This window comes from Faecalibacillus sp. H12, assembly GCF_013361255.1.
Taxonomy (GTDB): Bacteria; Bacillota_I; Bacilli_A; order Erysipelotrichales; family Coprobacillaceae; genus Faecalibacillus; species Faecalibacillus intestinalis.
This window is the reverse complement of the sequence record NZ_JABWDK010000002.1, coordinates 69,787-83,207: the sequence shown is the minus strand read 5'-3', so window position 1 is coordinate 83,207 and position 13,421 is coordinate 69,787. Positions and strand designations below refer to the sequence as shown.

The 13,421-nt window shown below is 26.6% G+C and carries 16 protein-coding genes; 4 read left to right on the top strand and 12 right to left on the bottom strand.

Going from position 1 to position 13,421, the window contains the following annotated elements; all coding sequences use genetic code 11:
• Nucleotides 1-30 precede the first annotated feature (30 nt).
• From HUU89_RS03465 to HUU89_RS03420, 10 genes are all read right to left on the bottom strand, one after another.
• Nucleotides 31-948 carry a dihydroorotate dehydrogenase gene (locus HUU89_RS03465; RefSeq protein WP_032090437.1) on the bottom strand — a complete coding sequence of 306 codons (918 nt, stop codon included), beginning with the start codon at nt 946-948 and terminating at the stop codon, nt 31-33.
• Entirely contained in the window at nt 941-1,693 is a 753-nt protein-coding gene (locus HUU89_RS03460) for a dihydroorotate dehydrogenase electron transfer subunit (RefSeq protein WP_032090438.1), read from the bottom strand. Before HUU89_RS03460 ends, HUU89_RS03465 begins: the two co-directional genes overlap by 8 nt.
• Before the next feature lie 9 nt (nt 1,694-1,702).
• Nucleotides 1,703-2,965 (bottom strand): dihydroorotase, encoded by a 1,263-nt coding sequence (locus tag HUU89_RS03455; protein ID WP_032090439.1) that lies wholly within the window; start codon nt 2,963-2,965, stop codon nt 1,703-1,705.
• Between the two features lie 120 nt (nt 2,966-3,085).
• Nucleotides 3,086-3,265 carry a 30S ribosomal protein S21 gene (gene rpsU, locus HUU89_RS03450; RefSeq protein ID WP_022002829.1) on the bottom strand — a complete coding sequence of 60 codons (180 nt, stop codon included), beginning with the start codon at nt 3,263-3,265 and terminating at the stop codon, nt 3,086-3,088.
• Between the two features lie 126 nt (nt 3,266-3,391).
• Nucleotides 3,392-3,664 (bottom strand): GNAT family N-acetyltransferase, encoded by a 273-nt coding sequence (locus HUU89_RS03445; RefSeq protein WP_032090440.1) that lies wholly within the window; start codon nt 3,662-3,664, stop codon nt 3,392-3,394.
• 64 nt (nt 3,665-3,728) lie between these two features.
• Entirely contained in the window at nt 3,729-4,628 is a 900-nt protein-coding gene (locus HUU89_RS03440; RefSeq protein WP_217498413.1) for a hypothetical protein, read from the bottom strand.
• Nucleotides 4,629-4,644: 16 nt separating this feature from the next.
• Complete coding sequence (locus HUU89_RS03435; RefSeq protein ID WP_107028958.1) at nt 4,645-5,100, bottom strand: hypothetical protein; 456 nt, start codon at nt 5,098-5,100, stop codon at nt 4,645-4,647.
• A 39-nt stretch (nt 5,101-5,139) separates the two neighbouring features.
• Complete coding sequence (locus tag HUU89_RS03430; RefSeq protein ID WP_032090443.1) at nt 5,140-5,928, bottom strand: hypothetical protein; 789 nt, start codon at nt 5,926-5,928, stop codon at nt 5,140-5,142.
• A gap of 285 nt (nt 5,929-6,213) precedes the next feature.
• Nucleotides 6,214-7,197 (bottom strand): DUF4365 domain-containing protein, encoded by a 984-nt coding sequence (locus HUU89_RS03425; RefSeq protein WP_032090444.1) that lies wholly within the window; start codon nt 7,195-7,197, stop codon nt 6,214-6,216.
• A 317-nt stretch (nt 7,198-7,514) separates the two neighbouring features.
• Nucleotides 7,515-8,069, bottom strand: coding sequence for a Sir2 family NAD-dependent protein deacetylase (locus HUU89_RS03420; RefSeq protein WP_032090445.1), 555 nt, complete (start codon nt 8,067-8,069; stop codon nt 7,515-7,517).
• Nucleotides 8,070-8,378: 309 nt separating this feature from the next.
• Here HUU89_RS03420 and HUU89_RS03415 point away from each other — a divergent pair, with 309 nt between their 5' ends.
• From HUU89_RS03415 to HUU89_RS03400, 4 genes are all read left to right on the top strand, one after another.
• The gene (locus HUU89_RS03415; RefSeq protein WP_032090446.1) at nt 8,379-8,924 is read left to right on the top strand and encodes a hypothetical protein; all 546 of its coding nucleotides are present in this window, start codon (nt 8,379-8,381) and stop codon (nt 8,922-8,924) included.
• A 388-nt stretch (nt 8,925-9,312) separates the two neighbouring features.
• Nucleotides 9,313-9,870, top strand: a complete 558-nt coding sequence (locus HUU89_RS03410) for a TetR/AcrR family transcriptional regulator (protein WP_032090447.1) — start codon at nt 9,313-9,315, stop codon at nt 9,868-9,870.
• Entirely contained in the window at nt 9,857-11,065 is a 1,209-nt protein-coding gene (locus tag HUU89_RS03405) for an MFS transporter (RefSeq protein WP_032090448.1), read from the top strand. The genes HUU89_RS03410 and HUU89_RS03405 overlap by 14 nt, the downstream gene beginning before the upstream one ends.
• A 134-nt stretch (nt 11,066-11,199) precedes the next feature.
• Nucleotides 11,200-12,060, top strand: a complete 861-nt coding sequence (locus tag HUU89_RS03400) for a Cof-type HAD-IIB family hydrolase (RefSeq protein ID WP_032090449.1) — start codon at nt 11,200-11,202, stop codon at nt 12,058-12,060.
• Between the two features lie 24 nt (nt 12,061-12,084).
• Here the strand turns inward: HUU89_RS03400 and HUU89_RS03395 are convergent, their stop codons facing one another.
• Both HUU89_RS03395 and HUU89_RS03390 read right to left on the bottom strand, forming a co-directional pair.
• The gene (locus HUU89_RS03395) at nt 12,085-12,660 is read right to left on the bottom strand and encodes a hypothetical protein (RefSeq protein WP_032090452.1); all 576 of its coding nucleotides are present in this window, start codon (nt 12,658-12,660) and stop codon (nt 12,085-12,087) included.
• Nucleotides 12,661-12,684: 24 nt separating this feature from the next.
• Entirely contained in the window at nt 12,685-13,374 is a 690-nt protein-coding gene (locus HUU89_RS03390; RefSeq protein WP_032090453.1) for a M24 family metallopeptidase, read from the bottom strand.
• Nucleotides 13,375-13,421 lie beyond the last annotated feature (47 nt).

The following is a 13,421-nucleotide window of genomic DNA, read 5'->3' as shown; positions in this document are numbered from 1 at the left end:
TAGAAAAAGAGAAATCTTTCATTTCTCTTTTTAATATTGATGTGATAAGCCAACGATATCATTAATATCTTCAACACCAAGTTTTTCAAGTTCTTTTGGTAAATCTTGAATAATTTTATAACAAGCATATGGATCAACAAGGTTTTGACAACCAATCGCCACAGCGCTTGCGCCTGCAACCATCATTTCAATAACATCATGGGCACTTGAAATACCACCCATACCAATTACTGGAATCTTAACAGCTTTACTTACTTGATGAACCATACGTAAAGCTACTGGGAAAATAGCTGGTCCTGAATAACCACCTGTTCCATTAGCGATAATCGGTTTTCCAGTTTTGATATTAAAACGCATACCTACTAAAGTATTGATCATTGTAATTCCATCAGCTCCAGCTTCTTCTACAGCCTTTGCCATTTCAACGATATCTGTTACATTAGGAGAAAGTTTAACATAAACCGGTTTTTGAGAAACGGCTTTTACTTTACGTGTAACATCCGCAGCCATTTGTGGATTTGTTCCAAATTGAATACCTCCACTATGAACATTTGGACAAGAAATATTAAGTTCTAATGCTCCTACCATATCATGTGTTGAAATACGTTTTGCGGTTTCAACATAGTCATCAATACAGCTTCCACCAATATTAGCGATGACTTTATCATTATAACATTTACGAAGTTCTTCTAGCTCATGAGACATGACCGCATCAACACCGGGATTTTGGAGTCCAATTGCATTAAGCATTCCACTTGGCCCTTCCGCAATACGTGGTAAAGGATTTCCATAACGCGGTTCAAGCGTTGTTCCTTTGATCATGATACTTCCTAAAACATTAATATCATAAAATCTTGTAAATTCATATCCAAATCCAAAAGTTCCTGATGCTGGAATAACTGGATTTTTCATTTCTAAACCTGGAAGTTTAACTTTTAAATTAACCATTTACAATAACCTCCTCACTTAATAAAATTGGTCCTTCTACACAAATACGTTTATAAGGTTTTGTTTTCACTTTACATGAACATCCCATACAAGCTCCAAAACCACATCCCATTCTTGCTTCAAAAGAAAGTTGTCCGTTTTCTGGATAATTTAAAGCAAGCGCATCTAACATTGGTTCAGGTCCACATGTATAATAATGATCAAATGTTAAATTAGCTTTTTTAATAACATCAATAACTGTTCCTTTAACACCTAAAGAACCATCCATTGTCGCAATTAATACATCTCCAAATTCTTGGAATTTATCAATATAGAAAACATCTTTTTTAGAAGAAAATCCTAAAACAGTTGTGACTTCTACACCTTTTTCTTTTAATTTTTTACCTAAGTTATAAAGAGGTGGTGTTCCAAGTCCTCCACCAATAAGTAAAGCTTTTCCTTCTTGAACAGTAAAACCATTTCCTAAACCAATTAAACAATCCAATTGATCTCCAATTTGTTTATTCTTTAAAATTTCTGTTCCTTGACCAACAACTTTAAAAACAATCACAATTGTATTTTCATCATAATCAGAAATAGACATTGGTCTTCTAAGATAAGGTTGTAAACTTTCATTAATCTTAATATTAATGAATTGACCTGGTTGGCTAATATATTTAGCCCCTTCTCCTTTTAAAGTCATTTCATAAACATCATCTGCAATGTTTTCAATTTTTGTAATTTCCATTAACCCTTGATAGTTCATAAATTCCTCCTATAATTTTTCTATTTTTCCATCTAAAATATGATACTTCACTAAACCAAAACATTTTGTATCTAAAAATGGTGTGTTTTTTGCTTTTGAATAAATATTATCTCTCGTAATCGTATATTCTTCATTTAAATCAATGATAGCAATATTAGCTTTTTTACCAACAGCCATATCATGATCCAATCCAATTACTTGACTTGGATTGACTGTCATACATTTTAAAACAGTTTCTAAATCTAACAAATTCTTCTTAACTAAATATGTATAAACAAGACTAAAAGCATGTTGATTACCAATAATACCAAATGGTGCTTGATCAATTGGTTTTAATTTTTCTTCATCACTATGAGGTGCATGATCTGTTGAGATACATGTCACTGTTCCATCTTTAAGTCCTTCAATTAAAGCATCTAAATCTTCTTTACTTCGAAGTGGTGGATTCATTTTATAATTTGGATTTAAGTTTTTAATATTTTCATCTGTTAAAATCAAATGATGTGGACAAGCTTCTCCCGAAACAGGAAGTCCTTGTTTTCGATATTCTCTTAATCCTGCCACAGTTTCTTTAGTAGAAATATGACAAATATGATAACGATTACCAATTTCTTTAGATAATTGTAAATCACGTAAAGCATGATTATATTCTGAAGCATTATTGATTCCTACAAGACCATTTTCTTTAGAAACACGTCCTAAGTTAATACATGCTCCTTTTTCAAGTTCTCCTTCATCTTCACAATGAGCAACAATAATACTATTGATTGCTTTTGCTTCTTTCATGGCTTTTGCCATCATTTCTTTACTTTGAACACCTTTTCCATCATCAGAAAATCCTTGTACAATATCAAAAGCATTATTTTCTTTAAAATCAACAAGCTCTTGTCCTTTTAAATCTTTCGTAATAGCACTATAAGTATATGTATGAATAGAGCTATCTTTTTGAACTCTTTGAATAAAATCTTCAATAGTTTCTTTATCATCCATACATGGATTTGTATTAGCCATCGCTACAATATGCGTATATCCTCCATATTTAGCAGATAAAGTTTCTGTTTTAATAGTTCCTTTATGTTCAAATCCTGGTTCACGTAAATGAACATGAAGATCAACAAAACCTGGTGTTACTAAAAGATCTGTACAATCAATTATATTTTCACCATCTAAATCATGACCTATTTGACTAATTGTTTCACCATCAATTTCTACATCTAATTTTTGAATTTTATTTTGGTAAAAAACATTTCCATTTTTTAATACAGTTTTCATAGTTTCTCCCTTTTTCGATTAAAAACATCTTTATTTTTATCATATAAAGTATACTAAATGATACTTATTTTTTCAATGAAAAAACGGCATAAAAAAACAGCCAAGAAGGCTGTATTTTTATTATCTTTTTTTATTATTTTTTCTTGCTGCTTCAGATTTTAATTTTCTTTTTAATCCTGGTTTAACATAGAATTCTCTTTTACGAGCTTCAGCAAGGGTACCTGTTCTAGATACTTGTCTTTTAAAACGACGTAAAGCGTCATCTAAAGATTCGTTTTCTCTTACTACAGTTTTTGCCATGATGATTCCCCCCTTTGACTCTTAATTTACAAAAGTATTATATAGAGAATCTTTCCTAATTGCAAGAAAATATTGTTATTTTTACGCATAAATATTAATTTTTTGCGTATAATATACTTTTTTGCCCTATTTATGCAAAAAGTCACACGAATTTGGTAGTTTCATAAGCTTCTTTTCAATATAGCTACAAGATGGAATTATTTTCATAGAATTGTCTTTTGCATAGTCCATCAAAGCATCAAAAAGCTTTCCTGCCATTCCTTGACCTTGATATTTTTCATGAACAACTGTTGAAATAACATCAATCACATTTTCTTCTTTTCTAACATATTTAATATAACCGACTTCTTCATCCTGATCTTTTAAAACAATAAGACCTTCTTTATATTCTATTTTCATATATGTTCTCCTTTTTATTTCTTTAATAATTTATACACTTTACATGTTTTATCCTTCTTATTTTTTAAAACAAATCTAACATATTATCTAAATAAATAGCTTCTCTTACATGTATTTGATATTCAGGTTTTACCATATAATAAAGTAAAAATTCTAACACTAAAGCACTCCCTAAACTTCTACCTTCTATTTTAAATTGAGAAAAGCCTTTTGGTAGATAATTATTTTGAATATCTTCAACACTGATAAAACTCGAATTTTGCATAGCTTTAGAAAAACGATACCCCTCATGAGAATTCGGAGCTTTGCATACATGATCTAAACAATCTTCTCCAAGATTTTGACGGCTAACCGTTTCATAACATTTCTTTCGTTCAAGGCAGCCTATAAAACAACATTCGTTACATAAAAATTCAACTTTATCCATATCTTTTTGTAAAAGATTTTCTAATTGTTGAACTTTATTTAAACGAAAATCAGGGACAACATATAAAAAGTCATCTTTCTTTAACTCATCTACTAATTGTTCAAATTTTGTAAGAACTTTCGTTGTTGAAGAAACAAAATAAAAACGTGGATATTGTTTTTTTAAATATTCTAGTAACAAATCAGAATGAATGATAATCCCACTTTGAACCTCACTTTTTTCAAATAAAGCACAAAGATCATTACATCTTTTATCTTGAAGATGTTTTTCTTGAAGTAATGAATTACTGAAAGTAAGTCGTGAAGAAATATGGTATTGATTCATAAGTGAAAGAACTTCATAAGGATTTTGATTTCCTTCACCAAGACGTCCTCCACCCCATAAGCAATCTTCAGGACTTCCATAAATAGAACCTATTTCACACCAATCATAAAAATATTCACGATGATGATAGAATAATGGTAAAAAGACTTTATATAATTCATAAAATTCAAATAATCCTGGTAAATGAAAATACGCTTTTTCCTTTTTTGACAATTCTATCACCTCTTCTTTAAATGTTATCTAAAAATTTATGAGCCCCTTGTAAAAATAATTCATATCTTTTTTGTGTTACCTCATTATCTTCTTCATCCCAGACTTCAAAGATATATTCTTTATTATTTTGAATTATAGAGCATAATTGTTTTGCCGTATAATATTCATCATTTAAGTTATATAATTTTATAATTCTTTTATCTAAAGTTTTATTATAAACATCTTTACTCGTATATCCTTGTATATGTGTTAATGGATCTATACATTGTTCGTGATACTTTTTACAAGGTTTACAAATATCATCTCCATCAATTGTTAATTTTAAATCAACAGATGGATTATCAATAATTTCATTAGCAACCTTATAAAAATCATGTCCCATTTTTTCATCAGGAACAAATCTATCTATCCCAGATCCATATAATTTAATAATATCAATAAAATGATGTGGTTTAATTAAAATTGAGTTCATTAATTAATCTTCCTTTCTAAAACAATTCGTGTAATAAAATTACTTTAATTTATTATGTTTTTTACTCTCGATAATTGCGGTTCTAATATCACTTTTATTAGTTAAAATATCAAAAGGTTTAAATTTATAATAATTATAATATTGTATATCCGTCCAACTACATATATATTTTTTTAAATCCTCATTTATTGCATCAAATGATTTCCAAAATTTTTCACTATTAAAATTTATTTTTAAAAATGACTTTGCACCATAACATTCAAATTTAAAATTCTCAATAATTGATTTTAAATTTTCATCGTATAATTCATTAATACTCAAAATAAATTGTTGTTTATTTATATAATCTATAGATTTTTCTATTACATCTAAATTATATATTAATTCATCTTTAAAGAATTCTAGTGCTTGTTCTTGTCTTTTGTCATCTAATTCTATAAAACGATTTTTAACAATGCCATACCATTCAGTCCAAGTATGTTTTTCATCTTTGTATTCTTTATCTTTGTATACTATATTACAAAATTGTGCCCAACCATTCAAATACCACAAAATATTAATTTTTAAATCACTATAAATCATTTCATACAAATTATTAGCTTTATTATTTTTCTCTTTGACATTTCCTATTTCAATTAATAAAGCAATAAAAACAGATGCAACACCTCCGTAAGATAAATTTCTAATTATATCAAAAATAATACTTTGTACATTTTGTGCATTAGGGCAACAAAAAGAAGCAAAAATCATTACTAAAATTGATATCACACCTATAAGCCCGTACATTTTCCAATTTACTTTATACGGATTATGAATATGTGTCTCCATTTGCTTTAATCTCCTCTTCTCATTTAATTAAAAAATATTTATATCATCCAATTTTTCACAATATAAATACTTCATTTATACATTTTACAATTCCTACTTATTTAGATTTAGTAATTTTTTAAATCAAAAAAAATTTATAAACAATTGTTTATTCTTCGGTTAATCACTTAATACTTTATCAATGTTATTTTATTTATCTCATACTTTTTAAGAATATGTTACATTATTAATCATGTTAAATATTTATTATAATTTCAAAAAATTCTTCACTATAATATTTTTTATCTAACTTAATAATGTATAAAAATTTGTCTCATTAATGAAATCATCTAAAATTAAAAATGCTTTTGCAACATCATTTAATTCTAATATTAATTGATAGAACGCTACTTCCCCTCCACCTATGCTGTACGGTCTTATATTACAAGGATCACACATCCATTTTTTTATTGGTAGTGCGTCTTTGGGAACAATATATTTAAATTCACTCATATCAAATACCGCACCAACAGAATCAAAATAAGTATATTCAGCTGCTTCATAATCATTATCACGCATTGCTATGCTATCATAATCTTTATAATAATTGTAATCTATAGTAATAAATGCCCATGGAAATAATTCTTGAAAAATTTGATTATACGGCTTTGTTCCAAACCCAATAAATGTACTATTAACAACCTGCCTATCATTACCATTTTTATCAATTATTTTCAGCTTAAAAGTACCTCTACCGGATGATTTATTTATCCATTCTTCAACATTTAAAACAATTCTATTTCCATAAATAATTTGTTTCATCCATGGCTTTGCAAATAAAAAAGTATTGAACTTTTTTTCATACTCTGTTAATCTGTCTGCAATTTTAATCAAAGATGATTTAGAGTTTTCTAAAAGATTAGAAAAAGAAATTTCAATCTTCCAATTTTGTTCAGATAAAATTGCTGTTTCTTTGTTAACTATATTCCAATAACATTTATCTTTTTCTGGATCATACAAAACGATTATCACCGGTAAAGAATGATTCAACCAATAATCATAATGTTTTCGTTTTCCTCTATATATTATACTATTTGGTGTTAATTCCTTAAAATAACTGTTACCCGATTTAATCTGAACAGCAATTAATTTTCCGGTAGCACATTTATTTTCAACAATTTCAATTTGCGCATCAATTCCATAATCATCCACAGGCTGCTCTCTAAAAATCATTCCCATTTGATTTATAATTTTTTCTACCGATGAAACGCCTATTCTCTCAACTGACATATTACTCTCCTTTTACCTTTTTACACTCCATATAAAAATAAATTAATTTTTGTATTTTTACAATACGATTGAGAAAACCACTTGGTTTTTCATTAATACCTGTGATAATTATAAGATATTTATTAACATTTCTTTCCAACATTTGTTTGATATATGTAAACTATTTTATATAGTATCTAAATATATATGATTTCTCCAATATAAAATACAATATAGCTAATCAGTAAACAAATTGCCAAAATCTTTATAATAACCATCCGTAATAATTTTAGGTTGATTTATAATTGTATTATCACCTTGAAATAATTCTATTTAAATCATCCTTTCTTTAATTCTTCTAATACTTTTCTTACATTATGAGCAGCATCTTCCTGTATTTCGATAATTCTTGCTCCTCTAGCTTTCGCAACTTCTCTTAAATCAACAGATATTCCTGTATGAAATGAACATCCTACTACCAAAAAGATATCTCCTGGTTGTAATTTATAAACCATTTCATAAGCCTTTTGATAATTTGGTGCTGGATCACCATAAAGTACCGGTTTATTATATAAAGAATACGCAATATCCATTTCATCATCTTCTGGTAAACCACCATGTAATTCTAAAGCATCACTTCCAGCTAATTTATGCAATCCATCAATATTCATGGTAATAATTGGTATATGATACTCAGCTAAAGCAATATGAGCATCATTCGGTTTAGCACCGTTCATATTGGCTTTAAGCTGTTTAATAACCTCATTATATTCTTCATGATGTGTATTGGCATAACTTCTAAATAGTTTTTCCCTTACATCTGGTCTTTCCATAAATGTTGGAATATTACTTTGTTTTGATATTCCTGCTCCTGTAAAAGCTAATATTTTCATATAAATCAACTCCCTTAACTACATGAAATTATATCACATATTTCTATTGGTTATCTATAAAGTGCAATGATTAAAACCAATCTCTCTATATATTTGAATGTATCTAACTTAAAGAATCGATATATACTGTTATAGATGATATTAGTGCTTATTATAACCCATTAAAAACATTTCAACAAATAAAAAAGCTGATTAAATCACAATATTTCTACATGTTATATGGTATAATTGAATAAAGATAAAATGACTATTCATAATTTAAAGTTCTTTGATGTAATAAATTTATTTTTTAAAAAGGAGGTTTTTGCAATGGAAGAAAAAAGAATAAAAGCACAATTTTCAGTAACAAGTATTTCTGATGATGTACAACAACTTATTTTAAACGAAGATGCTTTAGTAATTAAAAATGAATCCAACGTAGATATTACCATTCCGTTTAGTAGTATTAATAATATCAAAATTTTACCTGTTAATAGAATCTACAATCCATCTGTAGGTCTTTTAAAAGATGGTTTCAAAGGTTTTATGTCACACCGTAATTCTGGAAAATTTAGTATTTACTTTAATTATTTTGTAGATTTAAACATCTATACAAACACAGGAAATTACTTTTTTGAAAGTTCAGACATCGAAGAAAATACATCTAAATTTATTTTGAAATTAAATGATATTTTTAAAATAGAAGATGATGTAAACTTAATTACCCTATTCCAAACAAAATCAACTAATGAAATAAAAGATTACATGGATAAACATTACAAAGATTTGGCAAAAACTTATAATTTAGAAAACCCACGTACTACATTAGATGATAGCATGGTAAGGTTAGCTAAAAAGAAAATTAAAAAACATTAAGTTTTAAAATCAAAGTTTCTCATAATGGGAAACTTTTTATATATCAACAACCAAATTTAATAATTCCTTTTATACATCGAATTGTCATTTTTCTTTTTTTTGAACATTCCTATTTTCTGTAATATCTCTTTTTTATCATTAAACCCTACTTCTGCTTTTCTATAGATATCGGCATATTACTTTATTTTGATATTCCTACTCCTGTAAAAGCTAATATTTCCGTATAAATCAACATCTTTAACTAAATAGAATTATAATATTACACAAATAATAAAAAAGAGGAATTAAAATATCTTCTATGATGTGTTCCATTGACAAATTTAATTTTTAATTATAAAATAACATATGTTACGTAACAAATGTTATTTTATAAGAAAGGAGTTTTGTTATGCCACCAAAATCAAAAATTAATAAGCAAGATATTTTAACTTCATCTCTTGAAATAATAAGAAAAAGTGGTTTTGAGGAAGTTAATGCAAGAAGTATTGCAAAAGAAATGAATTGTTCTACAAATCCTATTTTTAGGGTTTACAAAAATATGGATGAATTAAAAGAAGAACTTATTGAAGAAATATATAAATACTATCGAGAATTTACAGATATTTATGTTGATGAAAATGATGAATTGTATCGCGTTAGCTATGCCTATATCGAATTTGCAAGAAAAGAAAAAAATCTGTTCAAAGCTGTTTATATTTCAGATATTGGTGGTCAAAGAACGCTATCACAAATAATTCAATCATCGTACAATCAAAATATTATTAAAAAGATTGAAAAACAGTATCAAATTTCATTTGATGAAGCTTGCCAACTTTTTCAAAATATTCGATTTTATACGCATGGTATTGCAACTTATGTTCTTGTTGATAGCATTTCACTTTCGCAAGAAGAAGTTTCAGAATTATTAAAAATAGCAATTAAAAATTTTAGAAATGCTAAAAATTAAAAATACTTTAACAAAGGAAACAAAATATTTACTTATTGTAGGAATGTTATTCCTTGCTGGTTCAAATATTGCCTCAGTTTTTTTGAATGTTTATTTAGTAAGACTAACAAATAGTATATTTATTATCTTATTTCAAAATATTCTTAACTATGTTTCTTTGCTTATTGCTTTTATTATTGGAACAAAATTTATATCAAAAATAAATCTTGTTACTTTTCTTAAAACTGGCATCTTTTCAATGATTGCTTATTATTTGCTTATTTTATCATTAAAAGAACAAGCCCAATTATTTTTAATTCCATTAGGTATCTTTAATGGAATTGGTCAAGGTTTTTACTATTTTTCGTTTAACCTACTTACTGGACAACTCGTAAAAGAAAGTGAACAAGGTCGCTTCTTTTCATATCAACAAACATTCAGTTATCTTTTTGGAATTATTATGCCTTCACTTTCAGGTTATATTATTTCCATTTATACTAAACTAACAGGTTATTATATTTTATTTTTTATATCCGCTTTGTTACTTATTATTGGTATTTATATGTCTATTTTTATAAAAGGACTTACTTTAAATCAAAATATTAGATTATTAGAAGTTTTAAAACTTAAAGGTAACAAATATTGGAATGCTAATAAATATTATAATTTTAGTAACGGTATTAGAGATTCAATATTTAATCAGATATTTACTGTTTTTGCTTATACAATTATTTCTAACGAACAAATTATCGGTCAATTTAATTCAATTATGGCTTGTATTGGTATTTTCAGTTCAAGTTTAATTGCTAGTAAATTTAATAGAACCAATCAAAAGAATTATCATTTAATTGCTTCTATGATTTATTTTGGAATAATGTCCTTATTAGGAATTTTTCAATCGCCTAAAATATTATTAATCACTTATATCTTACTTGGTGTTGTCTACTGTTGGAATCAAACAATCTTTCAATCCGTTAAATTCCAATTAGCCAAAATAGCAAACAACGATTATAACCAATACGAATATATTGTTGCATCTGAATTTCCAATTGCCCTAGGAAGAATTATTGGTCTTTCAATTTCACTTATTACCTGCTCATTATTTTCATTAAATAATGCTTATCGTTTTCTTATTATTTTTAATGGAACATTATGGCTTATCGATCACTTTATCATTAACAAAAAAGTACAATGGTTAGAAAAAGAAAAACTTTAAATCATATAAATTCTAAGACATTTTATTTACACTCTCACCTATAAACATGATGTTTTAAAGAAAATATATTAATTTAAAGTTAAAAAAATCCTATCTTAATTTTTAAACATTGTCAAACGATTAAGGAGGTTTTTATGAATAAAGAAAAGATTATATTTACTGATTTAGATAAAACTCTTTTAACTGCTCAACATGAAATTAGTGAAGAAAATTTAAAAGCTTTATATCAATTACAAAATAAAGGTTTTATTGTCGTCTTTGCATCTGGGCGTAGTTATAATGATATTAAAATAAATCTATTAGAAAAATATCATCTACAAATACCTGTTATTGCTTTAAATGGTGCTCAAATCTATTTACAAGATGGTTTCTTACTTGCAAATATGCCTATTAAAGAAAACAAGATTTTTGATATTATCGATCAATGTAATAAATTAGATTACTATTATATTCTTTACGATCAATGTCACTTTTATTATCATAAATCTAAACAATTAATAAAAAGACTTTATCAATTAGCAATGACTAAAACTACTGATATTGATTATGCTCTTTATGGTATGCAAGTTTACTATGATATTATATTTTCAAGTGTCCCTCTTACTAAGCAAATTATCAACGACTTTAAAACAAAAGATAAAGATTTATTTAAATTAGAAATCATTACTCATGATTTTAAATTTATAGAAAGTATAAATAAAAAATATGACAAAGATTTCAAAATCACTTCTTCAGGTCAACTAAACACCGAGATATCTTCTTTATCGGTAACAAAAGCAAATGCTATTGATATTTTATGCAAACATTTTAATATTAATTTAGAAAATACGTATGCAATTGGAGATCATTTAAATGATTTAGAAATGTTAAAAAAAGTAAATTATAGTGGTGCTGTTAATAACGCAGTAGATGATGTAAAGAAAATTGTAAACTACATTTCTACTTCTTATGATAAAAATGGTTTTGCTAACTTTGCATATCACATTATGAAATAAAGTAAAAAAGGAACATTTGTTTAATTAATCTGTTCCTTTTTTAATGAGTTTCTTATCTTTCGTATGATACTTTCCTTTACGATAATATTCTATTGAGATAGTATTTTTATCAAAATCAATCTCATAATATATGCCTATAGCATATCGACAAACATGTTCAGGAGGTTCTGTTCCATCAAAAGACCACTCATGATTAAAGCTATCTTTAGTTAAACATTTTAATCGGCTCCTATCTGCATCCTTCTCCTTTTTAGGTCGATAACTTTTCTTCATTTCAAGTGCAAGTAAATTATCTCGTTCTACACATTCTCCTCTACTATGTACAATTAAATCTGTTTTAATTCTTATTATTTCTTCGCCTGGACCCTGTATACTTTTAGACATTTTTTTAAATTTTCCACCTCTATTGCGATTATATTCAATATCAACATAATACTTGGAATATTGGGTATCTTTTAATATATCATGTAATCTTATAGCCAGTGCTCCACAAATTGTTTGTTCAGATACTTGTGATTCAAATAAATCAATATCAAGATTTAATAGTTGTTCATTTGCTTGTTCAAATATTTTTTTTAAATTTTCAAAATCTTTTTTCATTGACGACTCCCCATTAAATATAAGTTATAATTCAACTAATTTTTCTTCAACAAAATAATAAATATTTTCTTTTTTATAACCATATTTAGAATTTAAAACACTTATATGTGGTTCAAACGTAAAATAATTTACATCTATTAATTTTGTTTTATTTCCCTTTTCAATATAAATTCTATCTTCACTTCTATTTACAATAGAATGTCCTAAATTTCCTAAAAAATCTAAATTTATAAACCCATATTCCTTTATCAAGTGATTCATATGAAAATAAAGATCTTCAAAGGTTGTTTCAACAGTAACATATTTCAATAATTCTTGATGAAGTCTATCTTCCATTTGTAATCCTTTTTTCCATTCTTCATTTTCAATATTTCCTACACAATCAACAACTATCCCATTTTCAATAATAATTGTTCTTGCATAGTCTCCCCAAACATTATTATTTTGAGGTGATAAATCAATCGTAATAATATCATTATTTTGTATAGTTTTATTTGCAGTTACATAATGTTTACCTGATATTGAAACATTTGTTTCATCTCCTGAAAAAATAAATGCTCCTACATCCCAATACCAAAAAGAATCTGCGCCCAACTCAAGCATTTTCTTCTCTAAATCATTTCTCAAATCAATAAGGGACATACCAGGTTTAATAATTTCTTTTGCATATTGTATTGTCATTTTTGCTATTTTTTGAACATCTTTATTTTCCATAATATTTCTCCTTTTTTATCATTAAAACATTATTTTTCCTTCATAAA